This window comes from Pseudarthrobacter sp. PS3-L1 (assembly GCF_030063285.1).
Classification (GTDB): domain Bacteria; phylum Actinomycetota; class Actinomycetes; order Actinomycetales; family Micrococcaceae; genus Arthrobacter.
The window spans coordinates 207,621-233,323 of sequence record NZ_JASISU010000002.1; the positions used below are offsets into that span (position 1 = coordinate 207,621).

General features: G+C 60.8%; 19 protein-coding genes. 16 read left to right on the forward strand and 3 right to left on the reverse strand.

The window, feature by feature from the left end; genetic code table 11:
* Nucleotides 1–35: 35 nt before the first annotated feature.
* Nucleotides 36–2,372 carry a 5-methyltetrahydropteroyltriglutamate--homocysteine S-methyltransferase gene (metE, locus tag QMG79_RS05420; RefSeq protein ID WP_283537567.1) on the forward strand — a complete coding sequence of 779 codons (2,337 nt, stop codon included), beginning with the start codon at nt 36–38 and terminating at the stop codon, nt 2,370–2,372.
* A 119-nt stretch (nt 2,373–2,491) separates the two neighbouring features.
* Here the strand turns inward: metE and QMG79_RS05425 are convergent, their stop codons facing one another.
* Nucleotides 2,492–2,998 (reverse strand): DUF2004 domain-containing protein, encoded by a 507-nt coding sequence (locus QMG79_RS05425; protein WP_283537568.1) that lies wholly within the window; start codon nt 2,996–2,998, stop codon nt 2,492–2,494.
* 44 nt (nt 2,999–3,042) lie between these two features.
* Nucleotides 3,043–3,954, reverse strand: a complete 912-nt coding sequence (locus QMG79_RS05430; protein ID WP_283537569.1) for a LysR family transcriptional regulator — start codon at nt 3,952–3,954, stop codon at nt 3,043–3,045.
* A 322-nt stretch (nt 3,955–4,276) separates the two neighbouring features.
* Between QMG79_RS05430 and QMG79_RS05435 the strand changes: the two genes are divergently transcribed.
* The 10 genes from QMG79_RS05435 (at nt 4,277) to QMG79_RS16630 (ending at nt 17,016) form a co-directional block, all read left to right on the forward strand.
* A complete protein-coding gene (locus QMG79_RS05435) occupies nt 4,277–5,614 on the forward strand; it encodes an NAD(P)/FAD-dependent oxidoreductase (protein WP_502934715.1) in 1,338 nt (445 codons plus the stop codon).
* Nucleotides 5,611–6,342: a DUF1365 domain-containing protein gene (locus QMG79_RS05440; RefSeq protein WP_283537571.1), complete on the forward strand. Its 732-nt coding sequence runs from the start codon at nt 5,611–5,613 to the stop codon at nt 6,340–6,342. The genes QMG79_RS05435 and QMG79_RS05440 overlap by 4 nt, the downstream gene beginning before the upstream one ends.
* The gene (locus tag QMG79_RS05445; protein WP_283537572.1) at nt 6,339–7,769 is read left to right on the forward strand and encodes an SAM-dependent methyltransferase; all 1,431 of its coding nucleotides are present in this window, start codon (nt 6,339–6,341) and stop codon (nt 7,767–7,769) included. The genes QMG79_RS05440 and QMG79_RS05445 overlap by 4 nt, the downstream gene beginning before the upstream one ends.
* Nucleotides 7,766–9,061 (forward strand): SAM-dependent methyltransferase, encoded by a 1,296-nt coding sequence (locus QMG79_RS05450; RefSeq protein WP_283537573.1) that lies wholly within the window; start codon nt 7,766–7,768, stop codon nt 9,059–9,061. The genes QMG79_RS05445 and QMG79_RS05450 overlap by 4 nt, the downstream gene beginning before the upstream one ends.
* Before the next feature lie 580 nt (nt 9,062–9,641).
* Nucleotides 9,642–9,887, forward strand: a complete 246-nt coding sequence (gene nrdH / locus QMG79_RS05455) for a glutaredoxin-like protein NrdH (protein ID WP_283537574.1) — start codon at nt 9,642–9,644, stop codon at nt 9,885–9,887.
* A gap of 70 nt (nt 9,888–9,957) precedes the next feature.
* On the forward strand, nt 9,958–10,407 hold the full coding sequence (nrdI, locus tag QMG79_RS05460) for a class Ib ribonucleoside-diphosphate reductase assembly flavoprotein NrdI (RefSeq protein ID WP_283537575.1): 450 nt from the start codon (nt 9,958–9,960) through the stop codon (nt 10,405–10,407).
* Nucleotides 10,408–10,457: 50 nt separating this feature from the next.
* Complete coding sequence (gene nrdE / locus QMG79_RS05465) at nt 10,458–12,578, forward strand: class 1b ribonucleoside-diphosphate reductase subunit alpha (protein ID WP_283538006.1); 2,121 nt, start codon at nt 10,458–10,460, stop codon at nt 12,576–12,578.
* A 92-nt stretch (nt 12,579–12,670) separates the two neighbouring features.
* Complete coding sequence (gene nrdF, locus QMG79_RS05470; RefSeq protein WP_283537576.1) at nt 12,671–13,645, forward strand: class 1b ribonucleoside-diphosphate reductase subunit beta; 975 nt, start codon at nt 12,671–12,673, stop codon at nt 13,643–13,645.
* Between the two features lie 630 nt (nt 13,646–14,275).
* A complete protein-coding gene (locus QMG79_RS05475; RefSeq protein ID WP_283537577.1) occupies nt 14,276–15,271 on the forward strand; it encodes an SMODS domain-containing nucleotidyltransferase in 996 nt (331 codons plus the stop codon).
* A gap of 71 nt (nt 15,272–15,342) precedes the next feature.
* Complete coding sequence (locus tag QMG79_RS16630; RefSeq protein ID WP_502934716.1) at nt 15,343–17,016, forward strand: ThiF family adenylyltransferase; 1,674 nt, start codon at nt 15,343–15,345, stop codon at nt 17,014–17,016.
* Nucleotides 17,017–17,123: 107 nt separating this feature from the next.
* Here QMG79_RS16630 and QMG79_RS05490 read toward each other — a convergent pair whose 3' ends face one another.
* Entirely contained in the window at nt 17,124–18,023 is a 900-nt protein-coding gene (locus tag QMG79_RS05490) for an SAVED domain-containing protein (protein ID WP_283537578.1), read from the reverse strand.
* 489 nt (nt 18,024–18,512) lie between these two features.
* Here QMG79_RS05490 and QMG79_RS05495 point away from each other — a divergent pair, with 489 nt between their 5' ends.
* The 5 genes from QMG79_RS05495 (at nt 18,513) to QMG79_RS05515 (ending at nt 25,695) form a co-directional block, all read left to right on the forward strand.
* Complete coding sequence (locus QMG79_RS05495; protein ID WP_283537579.1) at nt 18,513–20,009, forward strand: type I restriction-modification system subunit M; 1,497 nt, start codon at nt 18,513–18,515, stop codon at nt 20,007–20,009.
* Between the two features lie 50 nt (nt 20,010–20,059).
* Nucleotides 20,060–21,220, forward strand: coding sequence for a restriction endonuclease subunit S (locus tag QMG79_RS05500; RefSeq protein WP_283538008.1), 1,161 nt, complete (start codon nt 20,060–20,062; stop codon nt 21,218–21,220).
* Entirely contained in the window at nt 21,217–22,020 is an 804-nt protein-coding gene (locus QMG79_RS05505) for a restriction endonuclease (protein WP_283537580.1), read from the forward strand. The genes QMG79_RS05500 and QMG79_RS05505 overlap by 4 nt, the downstream gene beginning before the upstream one ends.
* Nucleotides 22,017–22,151, forward strand: coding sequence for a hypothetical protein (locus QMG79_RS05510; protein ID WP_283537581.1), 135 nt, complete (start codon nt 22,017–22,019; stop codon nt 22,149–22,151). Before QMG79_RS05505 ends, QMG79_RS05510 begins: the two co-directional genes overlap by 4 nt.
* Nucleotides 22,152–22,278: 127 nt before the next feature.
* Nucleotides 22,279–25,695 carry a DEAD/DEAH box helicase family protein gene (locus QMG79_RS05515; protein ID WP_283537582.1) on the forward strand — a complete coding sequence of 1,139 codons (3,417 nt, stop codon included), beginning with the start codon at nt 22,279–22,281 and terminating at the stop codon, nt 25,693–25,695.
* Nucleotides 25,696–25,703: the final 8 nt, after the last annotated feature.

Sequence of the window (25,703 nt, forward strand, 5' to 3'; positions counted from 1 at the left end):
CTCCCATTCCCTTACTGAAACCTAAGGAAGATCCCATGACTGACCAGAACGCACGCACTCCTTTCCCGACCGCCTCCCTGCTGGGCTACCCACGCATTGGCCGCCGCCGTGAACTGAAAAAGGCCGTTGAGGCTTACTGGGCGGGCACCCTTGACTCAGCCGCCCTCCACCAGGTGGCAACGGACATCCAGCTCGGCACAGCCCGCCGCCTCCGCGATCTCGGGTTGGACGAACCCGCTGCCATCCCCGGTACCTTCTCGTTGTACGATCAGGTCCTGGATGCCACCGCGCACCTGGGCGCCATTCCGTCACGTTTTGGGCAACTGCTCACCGAGGACGGCCAGCTGGACATTGATGGCTATTTCACACTGGCCCGGGGTACCGCCGAGCAGCAACCGCTGGAAATGACCAAGTGGTTTGACACCAATTACCATTACCTGGTGCCTGAAATCGGCCCGGAGACTACTTTTTCCCTCGCCTCTACCCGGATTGTTGACGAGTTTTCCCTGGCCCTGGCGGATGGCATAGAGACCCGCCCGTACATTGTGGGGCCGGTAACCTACCTGCTGTTGTCCAAGGGATCGGACGACGCCGGCACCGACTTTGCGCCGCTGTCCCGCCTTGCGGACATCCTCCCTGTTTATGTCCAGCTTCTTCAGAAGCTCGCCGCCGCCGGCGCCAGTTGGGTCCAGCTCGATGAACCTGCGCTTGTGGTTGACCAGGACACCCCTGCAGCCAGGATTGCCGCTGCCGTCACCCAGGCCTACCAGGTCCTCACATCCGCGGCTGCCCGGCCGCAGATCCTGGTCTCAAGCCCCTACGGGGCGCTCGGTGATCAGCTTGATGCCCTGGCTGCCAGCGCTATTGATGCCCTTCACCTGGATGTGTTCAAGGGTGCCGTTCCCTCGGCTGCTGCCCTTGGTTCCCTGGGTGGCAAAACAGTGGTGGCCGGCGTCGTGGACGGCCACAACATCTGGCGCAACGACCTCGCCGCGTCCGCTGCCGTCCTCGACCAGCTCAGGGCCGCTGGTGGCAGCCTCGCCGTCAGTACCTCCACCTCCACCCAGCACGTCCCGCACGATGTAACCGAGGAAAGCCAGCTCTCGGAACAACTGCGCAGCTGGCTGGCCTTCGCGGACCAGAAAGCCGTGGAAGTCCGCGCGCTCGCGGACTACCTCGCCAACCCTGCTTCAGCCAGAGCAGCCATTGATGAGGCAACACGAGTCATTGCCAACCGCGCCGGAGCCCGCGGAGTACGCCGCGAGGACGTCCGGGCCCGCCTGGCAGCGCTGACGGAGACTGACTTCACGCGCTCGGCCTACAGTGTCCGTGAGGCTGCCCAGGCGGCAGCGCTGAACCTCCCGCTTTTGCCCACCACCACTATTGGTTCCTTCCCGCAGACCGCCGAAATCCGGTCCGCACGCGCCCGTAATACCAGGGGCCAGCTGAACGATGCGCAGTACCGGCAGCTCATGCGGGACGAGATCACACGTGTTGTGGCATTGCAGGAAGAGCTTGGCTATGACGTCCTGGTGCACGGCGAGCCCGAACGCAATGACATGGTTCAGTACTTTGCCGAGAACCTGGAGGGCTTCGACGTCACAGTCCACGGCTGGGTGCAGTCCTACGGTTCACGCTGCACGCGCCCCTCGATCCTCTGGGGTGATGTAACCCGCAGCGCGCCCATCACAGTGGCCTGGGCAGAGTACGCACAGTCCCTGACAAGCAAGCCGATGAAAGGCATGCTCACAGGACCGGTGACCATCCTTGCGTGGTCCTTTGTCCGCGACGACCAACCACTGGGGGACACCGCCAACCAGGTGGGCCTGGCACTGCGCGATGAGATCGACGACCTCCAGGCCGCCGGCATCAAGGTCATCCAGGTGGACGAGCCGGCCCTCCGTGAGCTCCTCCCACTGCGTAGGGCCGACCAGCCCGCCTACCTGAAATGGTCAGTGGATTCCTTCCGGCTGGCCACCTCGGGAGCAGCTGATGCAACCCAGATCCACACCCACCTCTGCTACTCCGAGTTCGGTGTGGTGATCGACGCCATCGATGGTCTCGATGCGGACGTCACGTCCCTGGAGGCTGCGCGGTCCCGGATGGAAGTGGTCCATGACCTTGAATCACATGGTTTCGGTCGCGGAGTGGGCCCTGGCGTCTACGACATCCATTCGCCGCGGATCCCGGGAGAGGCTGAGGTGACAGAACTCCTCACCAAGGCCGTGCAGCATGTGCCCGCCCGCCAGCTCTGGGTCAACCCGGACTGCGGCCTGAAGACCCGGGGTTACGCCGAAACGGAAGAGTCGTTGCGCAACGTGGTGAAAGCCACCCAGGCCGTGCGCGCAACGCTGCTCGAAGCTGCACAGTAGGTCGGCTTCCGGGCCACGCAGTACCCATACGGCGGCCGGTCACCTTGGGGAGGTGACCGGCCGCCGTCGGACTTTTTTGAAGCGGTCAAGCAGGGGTGGCAGCGACGGAAAACGCGATCCTATGGTTCCCAGAGAATCTCGTCGTCCACCACGCCGTCCTGGTCGGCGGAAGCCACCAGGAGTTCATCCGTGAAGTTGGTTCCCAACGTGAACTCCAGGACAAAATAGCGTTCGGGTTGGCCGGGGTAGATGCCCAGGCGCGCCAGGCGCAGCGCTTTGAGGAAAACCTGGTTGGTCAGTTCCGCGCGGGTTTCGACACCGAAAACGGATTTGAGATGTTCTTCCTTGAGGGCGTTGCAGTGGAAGCGCAGGTACTCCTGGGGGCTGGTGCCGTCCTGCCCGAGTTCCTCGGCAATCATGTCCCTGACCTGTTCCACCAGTTCCGGCAGGAACCGCAGCCGGAAATCGACCTTGTGCATGGCGGCTTCATCAAAAGTGTCATGCGGGGTAATAATCAGATCAAGCGTCAGCGGCTGCCCAGCTAGCTCATGAACGGCAGCGACGCGGTGCTCCTCTCCGGGGGAAAGGTGAATCTCGCCAAAGTGCCTGCTCGCTACCTTGTTCATCTGTTCAACATAGACCCGGCCGGGGCGCCGTGCCAGTGGTTAGGCTAATTTCCTGCGGTGCCCAGCGTCCCAAACGTCTCGGTCAACAAGTCCAGGAACAGCTGGACCCGTGCAGTTTTCTTCTCGTTGATGATCAGGGCGAACACGTTGCGGGCCAGCCGGATTTCCGGGACGTCAAGGATCACGACGCCGGACGGCCTGTTGCGCAGGGCGAGCTCGGGTACCAGTGCAGCTCCCAGGCCCGCTGCCGCCATCTCAATGGTGGCGTTGAAGTCATCACTGTGGGCCACCACCAGGGGGTGCAGGTTGCAGCCGGCGAAAAGGCGTTCGATCACTGTGGCATCGCTGGTTCCCGGGTGGTGCATGATCCAGGGCATCCCGGAGAGATGGTCCGCGGCCACCTTGGCCTCCGGACGGAAACCCCACCCCGCTGGCAGGACCACCCGGTAGTTGTCGTCCCCAATCCACTGCCTGTTGATGGTGTGCGGCCAGGCCAAGCCTGCCTGGCCCACCTGGAAGACCAGTGCAACATCAAGTCCAGCCTGCAGCCCGGCAATGGTCTGGCCAGGTTCTCCCACAGAAAGCCGCAGGTCAATCCCCAGGTCCTTCCAGACCGGATTCTGCAGAATCTTGGGCATCACGAAAGTGGCCAGGCTGGGGAAGATCCCTACCCGCAGTTCTTCCCGGCCGGATTCCTGGCTCCGTGCCGCTGCAGCCAGGAGCGCCTCAATGTCGGTCAGAACTTTGGCCGCATGGCGAATCATCACTGTTGCGGCGGGGGTGGGGATGGCGCTGCGTGCGGTGCGCTGGAACAGTTCCACCCCGGCGTCGCGCTCCAAGGCCGCCATCTGCTGGGAGACGGCGGAGGCCGTATACCCCAGAGCCGCGGCAGCAGCGGCGAATGAACCGTGCTGGCCCACCTCGATCAGTGTCCTAAGATGAACCGGGTTGATCATCAGCTTCCTTAGGGTCTCGGGTCTGGGGTGGGGTTGTGCCTGTGTGCCGAACACAGGCACCGTAGGGCCGGGGCATGCCCCGGAATCCGAAAACGGGTGCGCTGCAGAGTAAGGGATGAACATGCCCATCCGCGGCCCGGATTCATTCTGGCATGCGTGGGCGTTATTGTGGGCGTCAAGGGCGGGACAGGGGCGCTGTGCCAACCCATCCAGCAGACATGCTGCTCCGAATGAGTGATGAGATCAACGCACCAACTATCGTTTCCAGGTGTCAGCCCGGAAACCTATCTTCAGGAGACGTTTCGTGACAGACGCAGCAGGCATGGCAGCGGGTCGGCGTATTGCCGTTATTGGCAGTGGCGTGGCAGGCCTCACCGCGGCCCACGTGCTGAACCGTCGCGACACCGTCACGGTCTTCGAAGCCGACAGCCGGCTGGGCGGACACGCCCACACCCACGACGTCCCCCAGGCGGACGGCTCAACACTGGGCGTTGACACAGGCTTCATTGTGCACAACGAACGGACCTACCCCACACTTCTGCGGCTTTTTGCCGAACTTGGCGTGGAAACCCAGGACTCGGAGATGTCCATGTCCATCCGCTGTGATGGCTGCGGCCTCGAATATGCCGGCGCACGTGATGGTGTGCGGGGACTCATCCCTACCCCACGTACCCTGCTCCGCGGCCGCTATCTCCGGATGCTCCTGGAGGTCCTCAAGTTCTACCGCAAGGCGCAGGCACTGCTGGCCGCCGAGGAATCAACAGCGCCAGGTGGCGAGGCAGACATGACACTGGGGGAGTTCCTGGAACGGGAAAAGTTCAGCCCCTACTTCATTTCCCACTTCATGACACCCATTGTCAGTGCCGTCTGGTCCAGCGACCCCACCACATCACTGGCGTATCCCGCCCGCTACCTCTTCACCTTCCTCGGCCACCACGGACTGCTGGGCGTCAAGGGATCGCCGCAGTGGCGCACCGTCTCCGGGGGCTCCCGCTCCTATGTGGACAAGCTGGCAGCACGCCTGGATGACATCCGCCTCGACTCCCCGGTGAGCGGGCTCCGCCGCACGGCAGACGGCGTCGAGATCACCACAGCAGCGGGCATCGAACACTTCGACGCCGTGGTGATTGCCACCCACCCGGGCCAGGCGCTCGGCTTCCTCAGTGACGCAGACGACGCTGAAAGGACAGCACTGAGGGGGATGCCCTACTCGGTCAACCACACAGTTTTCCACCAGGACAGGGCAGTCATGCCTGCCGCACAGAATGCCCGGGCCTCCTGGAACTACCGCCTGCCCGGTTGCGATGCCCGCCCAGACCGCGTCCTGGTCAGTTACGACCTCACACGCCTGCAGCGGCTCAGCCCCGCAGATGGCAGCTCCTACCTGGTGAGCCTCGGCGAATCAGACCTGATTGGCGAGTCCACCGTGCTGGACCGGATGGTCTACGAGCACCCGCAGTACACCCCGGAGTCACTCAGGGCCCAGAAGCTCATTGCGGCTCTGGGGGACAACCGCTTTGTGTTTGCTGGCGCCTATCTCGGATGGGGATTCCATGAAGATGGCGCACTCTCCGGACTCAAGGCTGCCCAGAAGCTGGGCCGGGATTGGGAAGCGCCAGCCACGGCGTCTGAGTTGGCCCAGGCCACGGAGGGCCGATGAGCACATCCGCAGCCATCTACCGGACCTCTATTGCCCACGTCCGCACCTCACCACTGAGAAATGCCTTTACGTACCGGAGCTACAGCTGGTTTGTCGACGTCGACCATCTCCCGCAGTTGCCCGCGTTCCTCCGGCCGCTGGCCGGATTCCGGGTCTCCGACCATCTGGGTGATCCGCAGGGGAGCTTCCGCGGCAACGTCGAGACGTTCCTCCGGGCCCGGGGGTTCGACGTCGACGGCGGCCGGATCACCATGCTCACCAGCGCAAGGGTGCTGGGCCACGTGTTCAATCCGCTGACGCTGTTCTGGTGCCACAGGCCCGGTGGTGAGCTCCAGTGCGTGATAGCCGAGGTGCATAACACCTACGGTGAGCGCCACTGCTACGTTCTGGAAACCGACGAGCGCGGCCGGGCCAGTGTCCCCAAGGAGTTTTACGTTTCGCCTTTCAACGATGTGTCGGGGCAGTACCGGATGAAACTGCCGGAACCGACAGATCGTCTGGCCGTGGCGATCGTCCTGGAACGCGAGGGGCAGAAACCCTTCGTGGCCACCATGGACGGATCCCGCAGCCCGGCAACCACAACCAACGTCCTCCGCGCCGCGGCGGCCGTCCCACTGGCACCGCTTCGGGCGGTTGTCCAGATCCATTGGCAGGGAATCCGGCTGTGGGCTCGCCGGCTTCCCATCATCAAAAGACCACACCACCCTTCCCAGGAGGCAGTTCAGTGACTATGACCGAAGCAAACGGATCCGCGGCCGGACGGCCTGCGGACAGGGCCGCCTCCGCCGCCCACGCCATAGAGGAGAACCAGAAGACTCCCGCCGTCGCACCCCCCACCCCGCAGGGCGGGGTCCCATACACGGTTCCGCAGCCGCCTGCCGTGATCGATGCTGAGATCTGGCCGGGCATCGCCACTGTTCCCGGAGGCTTCAAGGCCGGTGTTGCCGCCCGCATTGCCCAGGGAATCTTCCGCACGGCTATCCGCGGCCTGCCCCTTGAGGTGCGATACCCCGACGGGAAGGTCCTGGGAACAGCACCCGCCGGTGCTCCAGTGATGACCATCAACCGGCCCGATGACTTCGCCCGGCGCATGGGCCACGGCGGCCTGATTGGCCTCGGTGAGGCGTACATGGCTGGCGACTGGGATGCCGAGGACCTCACGGCAGTCATGGAGGTTTTCGCCTCCCGCGCCGGGACGTTGATTCCGGAACCACTGCAGAAGATGCGCGCCCTCTTCCTTCCGCGACAGCCCCGCAAGGAGCGCAACACGGAGGAGAACACCCGCTCCAACATCTCGCGGCACTACGACCTCTCCAACGAGCTTTTTGCCACGTTCCTTGACGACACCATGTCCTACTCCAGTGCGCTGTTCCCCGCTTCGGGAAGCGCCGTGAAGGACATGGCCTGGGACGGCTTCGCTGCCGCCCAGCAGGCAAAGATTGACAGGCTGCTGGACAAGGCCGCCGTCGGTCCCGGAACCCGCGTACTGGAGATCGGGACCGGCTGGGGTGAGCTGGCACTGCGTGCGGCTGCCCGCGGCGCCACCGTCTACTCGGTGACCCTCTCCAGCGAGCAGCAGGAACTGGCCCGTAAGCGGGTGGCAGATGCCGGCTACGCGGATGCTGTCACGATTGACCTCAAGGACTACCGCGCAGTGGAAGGTGAATACGACGCCATTGTGTCGGTTGAAATGATCGAGGCTGTGGGGTACCAGTACTGGGCCACCTACTTCCAGACGATCGAGCGGGTCCTGGCTCCGGGCGGCAAGGTGGCCATCCAGGCCATCACCATTGCCCACGATCGCCTCCTGGCTACCCGCACCGGATACACCTGGGTGCACAAGTACATTTTCCCGGGCGGCGTCATCCCCTCGGTCCGTGCCATCGAGGAAATCACGGAGAAGCAGACCGGACTCCAGGTCCGCGAACGCACGGCCTTTGGTGAGCACTATGCCGAAACGCTCCGGCTGTGGGAAGAACGCTTTATGGGCCGGCAGGACGAAGTCCGCGAACTCGGCTTCGACGCAATCTTCCAGCGCATGTGGCTGTTCTACCTCTGCTACTCCCGGGCAGGTTTTGCCTCGGGTTATCTGAATGTGCAGCAAATTGTGCTGGACAGCCGGAAGCCGGTGCCTTCACTCGGAGCCAGCGCATGAGCCCGGCGCTAGCAGGGACCATTGCCGAGGTCCTGCGCCCCATGGTGGGCGGGGATCTTCCGGTCCGCCTGAAAGTCTGGGACGGCTCCGAGGCAGGCCCGGTCAACGCTCCGGTGGTCCGGCTCAACAGCCCCAACGCCATCCGGCGCCTGCTCTGGGCACCGGGTGAGCTCGGTGCCGCGCAGGCCTACGTGACCGGCGAGCTTGACATTGACGGCGACCTGAACTCGACGCTGGAACAGCTGTGGGAGGTTATCCGGCGGCGGAAGCTTTCCGGCATCCGGCCCACCCCCGCTGTCCTTGCTGGCGTTGCGAAGATTGCCCGTGCCGCTGGTGCGCTGGGCACTCCACCCGCGCCGCCCGTGACGCAGGCCAAGGTCAAAGGCCGGCTGCACAGCCTCCTGCGGGATCGAGCTGCCATCAGCCACCACTATGACCTCAGCAACGATTTTTATGAACTCATCCTTGATCCGCAGATGGCCTACTCCAGCGGCTACTGGACGGACCGCGGTGACGACGTGAACTTTGCCGGACTGGCGGAACGTGCTTCCGGCTCCGCTGGCGAGGCAGGAGCGTCCTACGGCGTGGAGGATGCCCAGCGAGACAAGCTGGATCTGGTGTGCCGCAAGATTGGCCTGCAGCCAGGGATGCGCATGCTTGACGTTGGTTGTGGCTGGGGCTCCCTGAGCCTGCACGCCGCACGCTACTACGGTGCCACGGTGGTTGGCGTAACCCTGTCCGTGGAGCAGAAGGCCTTCATCGACGCCCGGATCAAGGAATATGGCCTGGCGGATCGGGTGGAGATCCGGGTCCAGGATTACCGGGAGATTCCGGATGGCCCCTTCGACGCCGTTGCCTCCCTTGAAATGGGCGAGCACGTGGGCCAGAAGAACTACCCTGTGTACGCGAACGCACTGTTCAAGAACCTGGTCCCCGGCGGCAAGGTACTGGTGCAGCAAATGTCCCGTCGCGGCAAACATCCCGGTGGCGGACCCTTCATCGAATCGTTCATCGCCCCGGACATGCACATGCGGCCGGTGGGGGAGACCCTGTCCTTCCTAGAGGATGCTGGCCTGGAGGTTGAAGGTGTGCAGGGGATGCGCAGGCACTACGTCCGCACCCTCGAAGCCTGGTACGCCACCTTTGAGGAAAACCAGGACAGGGCCGAGGCCATGATGGGCGCCGAAGTGGTGCGCGTCTGGCGGCTCTACCTGGTGGGTGCCCTTCGCAGCTTCGCGGAAGGCCGCATGGGGGTTGAACAGATCCTCTGCCGGAAGCCGGAAGCCCTCTAGGACATCCGGTGGGCTGGCCAAGCGGTCCGCCTGCCAGTCGGCCTTTCCTGCCCGCACGCTGCCCCGCACATGCTTTGCTGGTCCGCCCAGCAAAGGATGTGCGGGGCAGTGTGCTTTAAGTCCCCGAAGACGCCCTGGCGGGGCACCCGACGCGCGCCGGGCGCCGTCGGGACCGCATCCAAGCGTGGCCTGACTCACGATCCACACCCCATGGCGCGACACGCCGCCGGGCGCGACACGCAGGCGGCAAAAATGTGGGGAACTCCTCCACAGGGTGTGGATGAACACACCTTAAACTGCGGAAATCCGGTGCTTTAAGGACCCAGGACCTGTGGATTAAAAGTGCACAGAATGACATACTTGTAATACATCATCTAGGGGTCGCCACGGTCACCCTGCACTAGATGTAGTATCAACTTACGGATTAGGCACGAGAAAGAAGCCGTCCGTTCAAGTGCATATATCGTCCCAGGACGCAACCGGCAGAACGTGCCGGGCGAACCGGGCAACAGCTGGAGCAGGGCGTGAAAACCCGGGACCTCCAGCTACAGAAAAAGACTTACTAAAGGGGTTTGGGATCATGACCGTCACGGTTTACACAAAGCCGGCATGCGTTCAGTGCAACGCGACGTACCGCGCGCTGGATAAAAAGGGCATCGCCTACCAGAGCGTTGATATTTCCCAGGATGCAGAGGCCCTCGAGCGCCTGAAGAGCCTGGGCTACATGCAGGCACCCGTTGTGGTGACGGACCAGGATCACTGGTCCGGATTCCGCCCGGACAAGATCGCGGAACTCGCCGAGTCCGCGGTCTCCTCCGTAGCCTGAGTACCGCCACATACTTCACAGCAACACGCTCCACCCAGAACCACCCCAGCACTGAACCGAGGTAGATACCGTGGCACCACTGACGGTCCATGCCGAGATCACGGACAGCTCGCTGATCTGTTTTTCCTCATCATCAGAGAACACCCTCAAGTTTGTCCGGAAGCTGGGCATAGATTTTGCCCGGCTTCCGTTGTACGCCAGGGATGCTCCCTTGATCGCTACGGAGCCCTTTGTCCTGGTTCTTCCCACATACGGGGGAACTGGGGGCGAGGGATCAGTGCCCAAGCAGGTCATCCGGTTCCTCAATGAACCACGGAACCGGGAACTGATCCGCGGTGTGATCGGGGCGGGCAACACAAACTTCGGGGACAACTACTGCATGGCCGCGGACATCATTGCCGCGAAATGCAAAGTCCCCCACCTTTATAGATTTGAACTCATGGGAACGCCCGAGGATGTCACTCGGGTGATTCACGGATTGGAGACGTTTTGGACACGACAGTCGCAGACTCAGACCTAGCCACCGGGGGAGTCGACTCACTCCCGGCAGCCGCCGCAGACAAAGCTGGGATGCCTGCTGCCTACAAGGGCCTGGGCTACCACGAGCTGAACGCGATGCTGAATCTGTACGGTCCTAACGGTGAGATCCAGTTCGACGCTGACCGCGAGGCGGCACACCAGTACTTCCTGCAGCACGTGAACAACAACACCGTGTTCTTCCATGACCTGGAAGAGAAGCTCGAATACCTGGTGAAGAACGAGTACTACGAGCGCGAGACGCTTGACCAGTACACAATGAACTTTGTCCGCGAGCTCTACAAGCGCGCCTACAGCAAGAAGTTCCGTTTTGAAACCTTCCTGGGCGCTTTCAAGTTCTATACCTCCTACACGCTGAAGACCTTTGACGGCAAGCGTTTCCTGGAGCGCTACGAGGACCGTGTGTGCATGGTTGCCCTGCACCTGGCCCGTGGCGATGAGCAGCTTGCCCTGCAGATGGTCGATGAGATCATCGAGGGCCGTTTCCAGCCTGCAACCCCCACGTTCCTCAACGCTGGCAAGCGTCAGCGTGGTGAGCTGGTCTCCTGCTTCCTGCTGCGTATTGAAGACAACATGGAGTCGATTGGCCGGTCCATCAACTCTGCGCTCCAGCTCTCCAAGCGTGGCGGCGGTGTGGCGTTCGCGCTGACCAACATCCGCGAGGTTGGTGCCCCGATCAAGCAGATCGAGAACCAGTCCTCCGGTGTTATCCCCGTGATGAAACTCCTCGAGGACAGCTTCTCCTACGCGAACCAGCTCGGTGCCCGCCAGGGCGCCGGTGCCGTGTACCTGCACGCCCACCACCCGGACATCTACCGGTTCCTGGACACCAAGCGGGAAAATGCGGACGAGAAGATCCGCATCAAGACCCTCTCGCTCGGCGTCGTGGTTCCGGACATCACCTTTGAGCTGGCCAAGCGGGACGAGGACATGTACCTGTTCTCTCCGTACGACGTCGAGAAGGTCTACGGCATGCCGTTCTCCGACGTCTCGGTCACAGAGAAGTACTACGAGATGGTCGATGACTCGCGGATCAAGAAGACCAAGATCAAGGCGCGTGAGTTCTTCCAGACGCTCGCCGAGATCCAGTTCGAGTCCGGCTACCCGTACATCATGTTCGAGGACACCGTAAACCGGGAAAACCCGATTGACGGCAAGATCATCATGTCCAACCTGTGCTCGGAGATCCTCCAGGTCTCGGCGCCCACCAAGTACAACGATGACCTCTCCTACGCGGAGACCGGCAAGGACATCTCCTGCAACCTGGGCTCGCTGAACATTGCGAAGACCATGGATTCGCCGGACTTTGGCCTGACCATCGAGACAGCCATCCGGTCCCTCTCGGCAGTGTCGGACATGTCCAACATCACCTCGGTGCCCTCGATTGCGCGAGGCAACGACCAGAGCCACGCCATTGGCCTGGGCCAGATGAACCTGCACGGGTACCTGGCGCGGGAACGCGTCCACTATGGCTCCGAAGAGGGCCTGGATTTCACCAACATCTACTTCTACTCAGTGGTGTTCCACGCGATCCGCGCTTCCAACCGGTTGGCCATCAAGACGGGCCAGACGTTTGGCGGCTTTGAGCGCTCCAAGTACGCCTCGGGTGAATTCTTCGACAAGTACACCAACCAGGAATGGGTTCCCCAGACTGCCAAGGTTGCGGAGATGTTCGAGGGCATCCACATTCCTACCCAGGATGACTGGCGTGAACTGAAGGCGTCCGTCATGGAGCATGGTATCTATAACCAGAACCTCCAGGCTGTGCCGCCCACGGGCTCGATTTCCTACATCAACAACTCCACGTCCTCGATCCACCCGGTGGCGTCCAAGATCGAGATCCGCAAGGAAGGCAAGCTGGGCCGCGTGTACTACCCGGCTCCGTACCTCACCAACGACAACCTGGAGTACTACCAGGATGCGTACGAGATCGGCTTCGAGAAGGTCATCGATACCTACGCCGCTGCAACGCAGCACGTGGACCAGGGCCTGTCCCTGACGCTGTTCTTCAAGGACACCGCCACCACGCGTGATATCAACAAAGCCCAGATCTACGCTTGGAAAAAGGGCATCAAGACCATCTACTACATCCGTCTCCGCCAGCTCGCGCTGGAGGGCACGGAGGTCGATGGCTGCGTCAGCTGCATGCTTTAATATTCAACTAAATTTAGGGTACGACGGCGGGCGCCCGCCCGCCGTCGTACGCTCCACTTTATAAAGACCCAACCCAACGCATAGGGGATGACATGACCGAGAAGGTCAAGCTTCTGACACACGTGGAAGCCATCAACTGGAACCGCATCCAGGATGACAAGGACGTTGACGTCTGGAACCGACTGGTCAACAACTTCTGGCTGCCCGAGAAGGTGCCGCTGTCCAACGACATCCAGTCGTGGGCCACGCTGACACCTCAGGAACAGCAGCTCACCATGCGCGTGTTCGCCGGACTGACCCTGCTGGACACCATCCAGGGAACCGTCGGCGCTGTCTCGCTCATCCCCGATGCGATTACCCCGCACGAAGAAGCGGTCTACACGAACATCGCGTTCATGGAGTCCGTGCACGCCAAGAGCTATTCGTCGATCTTCTCCACGCTGGCTTCCACCAAGGAAATCGACGAAGCCTTCCGCTGGTCCACCGAGAACGTGAACCTTCAGAAGAAGGCGCAGATCGTGATGGATTATTACCAGGGTGACGATCCCCTCAAGCGCAAGGTTGCCTCCACCCTGCTGGAAAGCTTCCTGTTCTACTCGGGCTTCTACCTGCCCATGTACTGGTCCTCACGGGCCAAGCTGACAAACACCGCTGACCTGATCCGCCTGATCATCCGCGACGAGGCAGTGCACGGCTACTACATCGGCTACAAGTTCCAGAAGGGCCTGGAGAAGGTTTCCGAGGAACGCCGGCAGGAAATCAAGGACTACACATTCGAGCTGCTCTTCGAGCTGTACGAGAACGAAGTCCAGTACACGCACGATCTCTACGACTCCGTTGGCCTGGCCGAGGACGTCAAGAAGTTCCTGCACTACAACGCCAACAAGGCGCTGATGAACCTGGGCTACGAGGCCATGTTCCCGGCCTCGGTCACCGACGTGAACCCGGCGATCCTGTCGGCCCTGTCGCCGAACGCTGACGAGAACCACGACTTCTTCTCCGGGTCGGGTTCCTCGTACGTGATTGGCAAAGCTGTTAACACCGAGGATGACGACTGGGACTTCTAGCCTTCTGTGAGACTCCGACCTAACTGAGCAATTTTGCAGCATCTGAGCAAAAACAGCCTCGTATCTGAGCATTTGTGAGTTGACGACTTTGTTGGCACAACTGACGAGATAGTTGGCGCCGTGACACAGAGATTGGCACGGTGCCAACTATCTTGGCCGACAGAGGTCGCTTGGCCACTTTGGCCTTTGGCGCATGAGTCCACGGAGTGCTGTGGCCTTCATCAGTGGCGCCGCGTTAGGCGTGAGTGGGGTGTGAGGTTCCGTTCCGGTAGAGCTCGTCCATACGACGCAACAGGGGTGAGATTCGGAGCTAGCGGAACTAATTCTGTTCAACTTGACCCTTCGCTCCAACTTCCTCCGAATACCGCCGAGTGATGCAGGCATTGTTGGAGGAACCGCGCTATGAGCGCCAGCGACAAGCGCTTCATTCAAGCCTGGCCAAATTGCTCCAGCTTCCGTCCTCTATTCCTCGGTAAATGTTTGAGCCCGACACTGGGTTGATCGCATCGGAATTTGGAGCGATTCAAGGAAATTCCGCGTAGCCACGCGCGGTGGGCCGGAACTGTCAACAGGAAGCCACTCGCGCACCAACCACTTACTAAAAAGTAACCTCGTCGATGGAGAGATACCTTGCAGCTAGCCGGCCATTTCAACGTTCTCTTGAAAGACACTGTCAATCTGGGACAGGTGAAGTTGGACCTCCTCGATCAACGGGTCAATGCGATCTACAAGGCCCTCAAGAACGACGCTTTAGTCGGCTCTCTTGTGACCGGAAAGTCCCCTCAGGGCTCTTGGGCTCATCGCACGATCATTGAACCGGTGGGAACTAACGAGTTCGATGCCGATTTCATGCTCAACATGAAGGAAAACCCTGATTGGGCTGGCAACCCCAGCACATATGTTGATCAGGTTTATGCCGCAATCCACCGCCACAGCATTTACGGAAACATGCCTCACACACGGAAATGCCGCTGCGTCCGGGTTGGGTACGCGAACTCTATGCACGTCGATATAGTCCCGCATCTGAAGTTGACCGACGGTCGGGAAGTCATTGTGAACCGTGACGCAAACAATTGGGAGCAAACTGATCCGCAGGGCTTCACAGATTGGATGCGGTCTAAGGACGCCATCGCCAACGGCAACCTCCGAAAAGTCATCCGCCTGATGAAGTATCTCCGCGATCACAAGAATTCGTTTACTGGGACGCGCTCCATCCTGCTGACCACGTTGCTTGGCTCCCAAGTTTCGGAGGTCAGTGAATTGTTGGATCCTGGCTACTACGCTGACGTTCCGACTACCCTACTTCATGTCCTCGGCGATCTTGACGTGTGGCTTCAGGCGCGCCCAGCCAAACCGAGCATTGCCGATCCGTCGGGGTCGGGGGTTACCTTCGATCACCGATGGACACAGTCGACATACAGCTACTTCAGGGACCGCGTCCATGCGCACGCAGCGGAAGTTAAAACGGCTTATCTGGAAGTTGACAAGGACAAGAGCGTCAAACTCTGGCAGGGGATCTTCGGTGACGGCTTCAAAGCGCCCCTAGCTGCCGCTAACAGCGCAAAGTTTCCCACCACGACAGTGACCGCGGCGTCCTCCGTCGCCCGGTCAGGCCGTGCTGGATGACAAAGCGCCGCCGACCGATCTTCTCCCAATGGCAGCGGCAGCTCCTAGCTGAACTCAAGGAACTCAGTAGGATGCAGCCGGGTGAAATTCGCGTTGCAGGACAACCAAGACTCGAAGCAGGGGGCGACGCGGTCGTAACCATCGGTTTAAACACCGGCGGGTTGCTGCAGGAGCCAAACGGATTGCAACTACGCAGTGACGAGGAATTCGTCATACGCATAGGCAGTTCCGCTCTGTCGCCACCCAATGTCGACGTCAAACATCTTCGCTTTATCGGTTTTCCGCACGTCCTTCAGGGGCGCCGCCTATGCCTTTTCCTAGACCCGTCTCGCGAATGGCATCCATCACTCGGCATGGCTGGGTTGCTTAACCGTCTCTGGGGCTGGCTCGAAGAAGCGGCAGGAGGCCGATTTGATCCGAAAACGTCCATGTACCACGCTGTCGGTGGCATTCTGCACCAGTCTGTCGGGACGCCGACAATAGTGTTCCGGGAAGGCGGTCCTCTTGAAACCCACCAGGTGGCACGCCTCGTCGAGCGGTCTTCCCACCGTTTGGATCTGACGTTTTCGACCCACGAGGTGGGCCTGAGAACGCCGGTATTCAGGCTGGATTCGGCACTGCCTCTAGGAGCCTCCTCGTCCCTCGTTGACCTGCTTTCTCTGATTGACAATCCGTACCTCAAATGGGGCGACCGGAACGGTTCAGTCGGTGGAAAGAAGTCGGATGCGTTCGTTAGTACCCTCGCCGCGTGTGCACTGAGGAACCCAGAAGGATCTGCGCAGTACTTTGTCTTCTGCGTCCCTCACCCAGGCGGGGGAGCGCCCCATTTGCTAGGTGGGCGCTTGCCCTCAGCTGCCGCCGAAGCGTTGAGGGACGTCGCCCGAATTCAAGGCACAGCCATCACCTTAGATACCACGAAGCTTAGGAACAGGATCGACGTCGAATGGTGCAGGATGTCTGACGAACGGCACGAAGTCACCACCCGCCGCGACCAGAGTCGACCCGTCAGTGGCTTTCTGGGTAAGTCTGTCCATGTATGGGGATGCGGCGGGCTCGGATCATGGATAGCGGAGTTCGTCGCGCGCGCTGGGGTAGCGCGCATAACGCTCTGCGACCCCGGCGTCATCAGCGGAGGCCTCTTGGTCAGGCAAAACTACGCTGAGGGAGACGTCGGTCATACTAAGGCAGAAGCGCTAGCTGTCCGGGTCCAAGATATTCGGGACGATCTATCAGTCGAAGTGGCTGGTGGGGCCATCCCGGAAAGCTTCACAGACTGTTTGGCGGCAGACATCATCATCGATGCCACCGTGAGCAACGCAATCACACAGGTTCTCGATGTCCTAGCGGCACAATCTGAACGCAAAGCGATTATCGCGCAGGTCGCGACCGATGCCGCTACCGGAACTTTGGGACTCCTCAACGTCTGTACACCAGGCTCGTCGCTGCCCCCATCGACTTTAGATGACATGGCGGGGCTAGCGATCAAGGCGGATGCGGACCTAGAGGCCTTCCACAAGCTGTGGCAGGAGCCTGAGGATGGAGCCGAACTCATCCCGACAAGGGGATGTTCTGTCCCGACGTTCCATGGTTCTGCGGCCGACCTCGCTGCAGTGGCAGCCGTACTCACTAGTTTGTTGGGAAAGCACATGCAATCTGCAACGACACCGTCGGGGACGCACGTCATATCCTTGCCCCATGCCGCCAACAGCCGACCACACGTCTTTTTGCCTCTTGGCGCCGCCTAGGAACGACCCAGGGTTCCTGCGACCAAACCCTGTCCTGACTTGAGCACGCCAAGTTGCTGGCCGATGGAGCCACTTATCGGGGGTTAGTGGCTTGGGACTCCCTACCGCTAGCCCTGGATTTCCGGTGTGGCTGAATATGTGCCGGTGTCCGTCCGTTGGTACACAATGAAACCGGGGTGAACGTCTCTCATACGGTGCTGGCCCATGCGAATTGCGGCGCTAGCGGGAACGGCGGCGATTACATGGAGTCGTGTTGCCCGCGGCCAATGCGCTTCGACTTCGGCGAGCAGTTGCCGCCATGCTTGGGAGAACGCATCAAGGGTGTCCTCGCTACCTATGAGCCCCGGGGCGGGACTTCCTGTCATCGGGGACAGCGTAATTAGTGGCATTGATGAAAGATCCCCGGGGAGGTCTCCATGCGAGATTGATCCTGATACGGACACTGCCGCCACGACTTCCGTTTCCGAGCCGGGGGAACTCTGCTTCAGCACTTGAAAGGTTGGGGATGCCCCGGGCTGCTTGGGCCAACACCATACGTTCCGCTGACCCCCACGGTGGCGGTCGAACAGACTTACGGACAGCTTGTCATCTAGCCTGGACCCCAAGTACACCAATAACGGAATCGGTGCGAGTGGGAACAGCGATACGTGATCTACTTTGCCGTCCTCGCCGGTATGTTTAAGTTCTTCGAGGGCGTCCCGGATCTGCTTCATACCCCGATCCCATACCCAGGGGTCCTGCTCATCGTCATCGAACTTAATGACGATGTGGACGGGCCGGCCATCGTTGACGTGAACAACCAGCCCAGCATCCACCATGGCTTCGGCGACCTCCCTTTCGGAGATCGCGGTGTTTGTTCCCCGGATCCGGCTTCTGGTCGTGACCACCATGGTTCTGCGTAGAATTTCAAAGTTCGTCGCCTTGGCCACACGCATTTCATGTTCGGATTTCTTAGCCTCCAGCAGTTCCTGAGTGTAAAGGCCTTCGTTGACCTTATCGTCGATCATCCTGTGACAGTCTGGACAGAGCAGCAGCAGATTGCCCTCCAGGCTCCTGTCCTTCAAGGACAAGTCTGAGGAGCTTCTTGGGGACCCGTCGGTAGCTGTTGCACCTACGTTGTGGGCCATCTGGCCCGTCAACACTGTGTGAAAAAAGGAACGACTGTCTAAGACCGACCGGGCGCACAGTGTGCACCGCCCTGCGGCGCGGGCCCAGACTTTCACCTGTGTTGTGCTCGACACTTGCTCACGAGCGATGAATGTCGTCGGCTTCCCGTTTTTAGTCACTTGGACATGCTAGTTCCCACGCCGATTTCCGCCGAACGCCCAGGTCGCGATTTATCCTCTGCCACTGGGCAAACGACTCCTGCCCTCAGCCGAGCTCTTCTTGGCGATGATGCCGACGTCGGAAGGTTCTACGGAGGGATGCTGTTCTGCGTTGATAGACAGACTGCCGGGTTGACCGACGTTCCGCCCACAGCCCACTAAACTCGAACGGTGATAACAGGCGAAATCAAATCTCAGGTAGACAAGGTCTGGAACGCGTTCTGGACCGGCGGCATCTCCAATCCTCTGGAAGTGATCGAACAGATCACGTACCTGCTCTTCCTGAAGCGCTTGGACGAGAACCAGACCCGAGCGGAGAACAAGGCCAACCGCACCGGCAGGCCGGTCCAAAACCCGGTCTTTCCCGTGGGCCTGGATGAGAAGGGTCGCTCGTACCAGGACTTCCGCTGGAGCAGGTTCAAGAACTTTTCTCGCGACGAGATGTTCACCGTCTTCGCCGAGCACATCTTCCCGTTCCTGCGCACCGGTTTGGTCCAGTTGGCCAACGGCGAGGAATCCTCCTACGCCCAGCACATGAAGGACGCCCGCTTCACCATCCCCAACGCCGGGCTGCTAGAAAAAGTCGTGGACATCATCGATGAGATCCCCATGGACGAGCGAGACACGAAGGGCGACCTCTACGAATACATGCTCGGCAAGATCGCCTCGGCCGGAACGAATGGACAGTTCCGGACGCCCCGCCACATCATCGATCTCATGGTGAAGATGACAGCGCCACAGCCGCTGGAGGCCATCTGCGACCCGGCCGCCGGCACCGCTGGGTTCCTCGTCCAGGCCGGCGAATACCTCCGGCAGAACAACCCAAACCTGCTCACCAACGCCGACCAGAGCCGTTTCTTCCACCACAGTCAGTTTCACGGCTACGACTTCGATAGCACCATGCTCCGCATCGGCTCCATGAATATGCTCCTCCACGGGGTAGAAAACTCGGACATCACCTACCGGGATTCACTGGCCGACCTGCATGGGACCGAGGAGGAAAAATATGATGTCGTCCTCGCCAACCCTCCCTTCGCCGGCAGCCTGGACTACGAGAACGTCGCCAAGGACCTGCTCTCACTTGTCAAGACCAAAAAGACCGAGCTGCTCTTCCTGGCCCTGTTCCTGAGGCTGCTCAAGCCCGGCGGCCGGGCGGCGGTCATTGTGCCCGACGGCGTGATGTTCGGCTCGTCCACTGCGCACAAGGCACTGCGAAAAATGCTCGTCGAGGACCACAAGCTCGACGGCGTGGTCAAACTCCCCTCCGGCGTGTTTAAACCGTATGCCGGGGTCTCCACGGCGATCCTGTTCTTCACCAAGACCAACTCCGGTGGCACCGACAACGTCTGGTTCTACGACGTGAGCTCGGACGGTTTCAGTCTCGACGACAAGCGCACTCCGGTGGAAAACTCCGACCTCGACGATGTCCTATCCCGCTGGCAGCAGCGGACGACTACGGAGGCCGACCGGGCGCGGACGGAGCAGTCCTTCCTCGTCTCCAAGTCCGAGATCGCCGACAACGGCTATGACCTTTCCCTCAACAGATACAAAGAAGTTGAGCACGCAGACATCGACCACAAGGAACCGGCTGGGATCATTGCCGACCTGGAATCCCTTGAATCCGCGATCGCTCAGGGTCTGGAAGAACTGAAAGAACTCCTGAAGTGACAACGCTTAGCGAAGCTTTTCGATCTGTGGCCTCAGGCGAGGTAGAGCATGTGCTGCTCAGTTCGGTGGCGCGCATCGTTTCCGGAGGCACGCCGAAAACTGGGGAATCCAGTTTCTGGAATGGAGACGTCCCGTGGGCGACCCCCAAGGACCTCAGCGGCCTTGATTCAGTGGAAATTCATACCACTCCCCGTTTGATCACGGAAGCCGGATTACGCAACAGTAGCGCTGAGCTACTCCCTGCGAACTCAGTTCTGTTTAGCTCACGGGCGCCAATTGGTCTTCTTGCTATCAACACAACCCCCATGGCCACCAACCAGGGTTTTAAGAGCTTCGTCCCGGACCCGGAGCGACTGGACAGTCGATACCTCTTCCGGTGGCTCGAAGCGAACCGTGCAAAGCTTCAAAATATGGGCGTCGGGGCGACATTCAAGGAAGTTTCGAAGGCAATCGTCGCACGTCTGGTAATTCCACTACCGTCTCTCGATGAGCAGCGGCGGATTGCGGCCATCTTGGACAAAGCCGACGAGCTCCGCACCAACCGGCGTCAAGCCCTTGCCCACCTTGATGCTCTCACCCAATCCATCTTTAATGCCAACGCCCAAGAGCTGTCAGAGAAGCAGGCGGTGCCGTTAGCAGAACTGTGCGAATCAATTCAAACTGGCCCCTTTGGGTCCTTGCTCCACCGGGAGGACTACATCCAGAATGGGGTGCCTTTGATCAACCCGATGCACATTGTCTCTGGACAAATTCAGGCGAGTCCAGATTATTCGGTGGCGCCGATGAAGTTCGACGAACTTCGTTCCTACCACCTTCAAGCAGATGACATCGTGCTTGCGAGGCGGGGTGAGATGGGGCGATGCGCGTTGGTCTCCGCAGCCCAATTGCCACTGCTTTGTGGAACTGGTTCTATGATCGTCCGTCCTGATTCACAAGCGGTTTCGCCGCGTTATCTGCAGCAAGTTCTTTCGTCACCTTCGGTACGTCGCCGACTTGAGGATGCTTCGCAAGGAGTGACCATGTCGAATCTCAACGGCAAGATCCTGTCAAGTCTTAAAGTCCGGATGCCGAAGCTTGCCAGTCAGCGTGAATTTGCGACTAGGTACGAGGCCATTGAGCGGCTCAGGACAAGCCACCGTGGCCAGCTGAATGAACTGAACGTCTTATTCGCTTCGCTCCAGGATCGTTCCTTCAAGGCGGGGCTCCGATGAGCGAGACGGTTTCCGCCACAACGGACTCTGAAGTGCCGATTTGGCCGTTCTTTGTGACTCATGTGCTTCGGGTGTTGTCCACCGGCGATACGCTGCACCGCCGAGACATCGTAAGCCGAGCCATTGATTCTGCGGGGCTGTCGGAGGCTGCGCGTTCGGAGACGCTGAACACCGGTGGACTTCGATCCGAGCAGCGGCTCGGCTGGGCCATCAGCAACCTTCTCAAAGCCGGATGGATCGAGCGGCCGGTCCGGGCCAATTACCGCATCACCGTTGGGGGGCGGGAGTGGTTGTCCAGTAACCCAGAAGGGATCAGGGACTTTTCCACGGCACGGATGCTGTTTGCGCCTTTCTGGCCGCAGTCGGATGCCCGGAAACCGCTGCCGTCCGTCGTCGACGAAATTCTCGTCGAAGATATTGACCCGATCGAGCAGATCGAATCAGGGATCAATCGGATCCACTCGGATGTCGGTGACGCACTGTTGACACGTCTCCGGGAGAGTCACCCCGATTTCTTCGAGCAAGCGGTTGTCGATCTGCTGCTCAGGATGGGGTACGGCGGAGCCGAGCAGCGAGGGAAGCGCATCGGTGGCAGCAATGACGGCGGCGTCGACGGGGTCATCGACCAGGACGCGCTGGGCTTGGACCGCATCTATGTGCAGGCCAAGCGGTATGCCGATGGCAATACGGTGGGCCGTGAGGCCATTCAGGCCTTCGTCGGCGCACTCCACGGTGTCGGAGCCTCGCGCGGTGTTTTCATTACCACCAGCGCTTTCACTTCCGGCGCCGGGATTACGTGAAGGCGGTTCCGTCGCGGGTCATTCTGATCGACGGTGCTCGGCTTGTGGGGCTGATGATCAAGTACCGGGTGGGAGTCCAAGTGAAGCAGAGTTACGACATTGTCGAGCTCGACGAGGACTTCTTTGAGTAGCGACGGCCTCGGAACAGAAATTCGCATTGCCGCGGTTTGAGTTGAAAGCGGTGTTGCCCGGTCAAATGCCGGGCAACACCATCTAGGCTCCAGAGAAAAGATCAACAGAGGAGTGGCATTGGGGGATGTGAACAGCAACTTCGCTGTACTGCAGGCGGAGTGGCCGAGTATAGCGAAGGAAGCGCGGCTGGCCGAGCTGTATGCGCGGCGGGATCCTCGGTCTTCGCTGCTTTACGCGCGGCGGTCTGTCGAAACGCTGCTGGCGTGGCTGTACGACGCTGACGACTCGCTCGCGTTGCCCTACAAAAACGACCTCATCGCCCTGATGTCGGAACCGACATTCAAGCGGCTCGCGGGCGAGACCATCGTGAGCAAGTTCCACCTCATCCGGAGAATCGCCAACAGCGCCATCCATACCAACGCTGCCGTCACCATCCAGCACTCCGAGGAGATCGTCAAGGAACTCTTCCACGTCTGCATCTGGCTGGCGCTTCGCTACACTCGCGATTCTGCCAACCGCCCGGCCTCAACGGTCGCGTTCAACGGAGACTTCCTTAGCCCGACCCCGAGGCCCGGTGTTCCTGCACCGGCACAGAAGCCCCGCACGGCAGACCAAACGGCGAAACTCGCCCAAGAACTGGCCGCCAAGGATGCGTCGCTGGCAGCGCAGAAGCAGGACAACGAGCAACTTCAGGCTCAGCTTGAGGCCCTGCGTGCGGAGATTGCCCGGGCGAAGGAAGAGAACAAGAAGCTCCCGGACAGCCACAACTACTCCGAGGCGGAAACCCGGGTCTACATCGATCTGTACCTGGGCGAAGCAGGATGGGCACTGAACGAAGTCGAGGACCGGGAATTCGAAGTCCATCACATGCCCACCCACTCTGGCCCTACCACCGGAACCGGGTTCGTGGACTACGTCCTGTGGGGATCCGACGGCAAACCACTCGCCGTCGTCGAAGCCAAGCGGACAGCCAAGTCACCCTACGAGGGGCAGCAGCAGGCCAAGCTGTACGCCGATGCTCTGGAGACGGAGAAGGGCCAGCGCCCGGTGATTTACTACAGCAACGGCTACGAGCACTGGATCTGGGACGACGCCTCCGGCTATCCGCCCCGGCCGGTCCAGGGTTTCCACACCCGGGACCAGCTCCAGCTCATGGTGGACCGCCGAAGCACACGGAAACCCTTGGCCACGGCAGCCATCAACACCGAGATCGCAGGCCGAAGCTATCAACAGTCGGCCATCCGGGCCGTCACTGACGCCCTTGAGAAGGACAAGGAACGTAAGGCGTTGCTGGTGATGGCGACCGGCTCCGGCAAGACGCGCACCGTCGTCGCGCTCTCCAGCCTGTTGATGCAGGCGAACTGGGCCAAACGCGTGCTGTTCCTGGCGGACCGCGTAGCACTGGTGGACCAGGCCGCACGCGCCTTCAAAACCAATCTGCCCGGATCGTCCCCGGTGGTGCTGGGCCGCGATGTGGAGGCGGACAGCCGCATCCACATCGCCACCTATCCGACGATGATGAACCTGATCAACGAACGTACAGACGACGGCACGGTCCTGAAGCAACGCTTCGGGATCGGACACTACGACCTGATCATCATCGACGAGGCCCACCGCTCCGTGTACCAGAAGTACCGGGCCATCTTCGACTACTTCGATGCGTATCTGGTGGGCCTGACCGCCACACCGCAGTCCGAAGTGGACCGCAACACTTACTCCCTGTTCGACATCGAGGACCACGTCCCCACTTTCGCCTACGAGCTGACGCAGGCCATCTCCGACGGCTACCTCGTACCGCCCCGGACCGTATCCATTCCGCTGAAGTTCCCGGTCGAAGGAATCCGCTACGAAGAACTCTCGGAGGAGGAAAAGGAGGAGTGGGACTCCGCCGAATGGGATGAGGACGGGGAGATCCCCGACGCCGTGGATCCGGCCATCCTGAACACCTGGCTGTTCAACGCCAACACCGTGGACAAGGCACTGGAGGTGCTGATGACCCGCGGGCACAAGGTCGCCGGGGGAGACCGGCTCGGGAAGACGATCATCTTCGCCAAGAACCAGAAACACGCCGAATTCATCGCTGAACGGTTCAACACCAACTACCCCCAGTACGGGGGCACCTTCGCGAAGATCATCACGCACAACGTCAACTACGTCTCCACCCTGATCGACGCCTTCGCCCGCACCGAGGACAGTCCACACATTGCCGTGTCCGTGGACATGCTGGACACCGGGATCGACGTGCCCGAAGTGGTCAACCTGCTCTTCTTCAAGGTGGTGCGCTCCAAGACAAAGTTCTGGCAGATGGTCGGCCGGGGCACCCGGCTCAGACCGGAACTGTACGGACCTGGTGAGGACAAAAAGGACTTCTTCATCTTCGACGTCTGCCAAAACGTTGAATACTTCAACGCCGAGCTGCCCGGTTCCGAAGGGTCCCTGGGACAGTCTCTGGCGCACCGCAGCTTCGCCGTCCGGACACAGCTGCTGGCCGAAGCCCGCACTGCCGGGCTCGACGGCGACTTCGTGCCGGCACTTCAAGCCGGGCTGATCGGTCAGGTGGCGGGGATGCCCCGGGAGAACTTCCTGGTGCGCCCGCAGTTGGAGTGGGTGGAGAGGTTCTCGAAGCCCGCTTCCTGGGGCTCCCTTGGCACGCAGGACCTGACGGACCTACAGACCAAGCTCGCCCCCTTGGCGACGCTGGCTTCCGCCGCCGATACCGAGGAAGCCAAACGCTTCGACCTGCTGATGTACCAGGCGCAGCTGGCGTCGCTGACCTCTGCGGCCGCCGTCGAGCCGTACCGAAAGAAGATCGTCGAGATTGCGTCCGCCCTGCAGGACCAGCCGAACATCCCCGCCATCGCGGCCCAGATTCTCCTGATCCAGTCGATTCTGGAGGGAGGGGAGTGGGGCCAGGTCTCGCCGCAGTGGCTGGAACTGATCCGGGTCCGGCTCCGGGGGCTGGTCCACTTGATCGAGAAGAAGCGCCGCAAGGTGGTCTACACGAACTTCGAAGACACCCTCGGCGAGCTCGTCGAAGGTGAGCTGAAGGGGACCGTCACTGGATCGGTAGATCTGGCCCGGTACCGCGAGAAGGCCCGGATGTACCTCCAAGGCTTCCTGGACCACATGGCAATCCACCGCCTACGCCGGGGCCTGCCCCTGACTGAGACGGATCTTGCAGAACTTCAGCGCATGCTGATTGAGAGCGGCGCGGGTTCACCGGAGGAACTTGAAGCCGCCACCGCACAGGCTGAGGGTCTTGGGCTGTTTGTCAGGTCTTTGGTGGGCATGGACCGGCAGGCGGCCTTGGATTCCTTGTCGGAGTTCGTGGGGGACAGGACCCTCAATGCGAACCAGCTGCACTTCGTTGACATGATCGTCCAGCAGCTCACGGAGAACGGCGTCATGGATGTCGGCGCGCTGTACGAGTCTCCCTACAGCGACGCTGCGCCTGCGGGGCCGGAAAGCTTGTTCCCGGAGGCGGATGTGGATCTGCTGGCTGAGGCGCTGAATCGAGTACGCGTTTCGGCGATGGTGGGGTAAGCCGGCGG

Excerpts from the sequence above, each read along its gene's own strand:
- QMG79_RS05430 (WP_283537569.1), bottom strand. The coding sequence starts at position 3,954 with ATGATCAACCCGGTTCATCTTAGGACACTGATCGAGGTGGGCCAGCAC.
- QMG79_RS05450 (WP_283537573.1), top strand. The coding sequence starts at position 7,766 with ATGAGCCCGGCGCTAGCAGGGACCATTGCCGAGGTCCTGCGCCCCATG.
- nrdE (WP_283538006.1), top strand. The coding sequence starts at position 10,458 with ATGCCTGCTGCCTACAAGGGCCTGGGCTACCACGAGCTGAACGCGATG.
- QMG79_RS05435 (WP_502934715.1), top strand. The coding sequence starts at position 4,277 with ATGGCAGCGGGTCGGCGTATTGCCGTTATTGGCAGTGGCGTGGCAGGC.
- QMG79_RS16630 (WP_502934716.1), top strand. The coding sequence starts at position 15,343 with ATGCAGCCGGGTGAAATTCGCGTTGCAGGACAACCAAGACTCGAAGCA.
- QMG79_RS05505 (WP_283537580.1), top strand. The coding sequence starts at position 21,217 with ATGAGCGAGACGGTTTCCGCCACAACGGACTCTGAAGTGCCGATTTGG.
- nrdH (WP_283537574.1), top strand. The coding sequence starts at position 9,642 with ATGACCGTCACGGTTTACACAAAGCCGGCATGCGTTCAGTGCAACGCG.
- metE (WP_283537567.1), top strand. The coding sequence starts at position 36 with ATGACTGACCAGAACGCACGCACTCCTTTCCCGACCGCCTCCCTGCTG.
- QMG79_RS05425 (WP_283537568.1), bottom strand. The coding sequence starts at position 2,998 with ATGAACAAGGTAGCGAGCAGGCACTTTGGCGAGATTCACCTTTCCCCC.
- nrdF (WP_283537576.1), top strand. The coding sequence starts at position 12,671 with ATGACCGAGAAGGTCAAGCTTCTGACACACGTGGAAGCCATCAACTGG.
- QMG79_RS05440 (WP_283537571.1), top strand. The coding sequence starts at position 5,611 with ATGAGCACATCCGCAGCCATCTACCGGACCTCTATTGCCCACGTCCGC.
- QMG79_RS05490 (WP_283537578.1), bottom strand. The coding sequence starts at position 18,023 with ATGATCGACGATAAGGTCAACGAAGGCCTTTACACTCAGGAACTGCTG.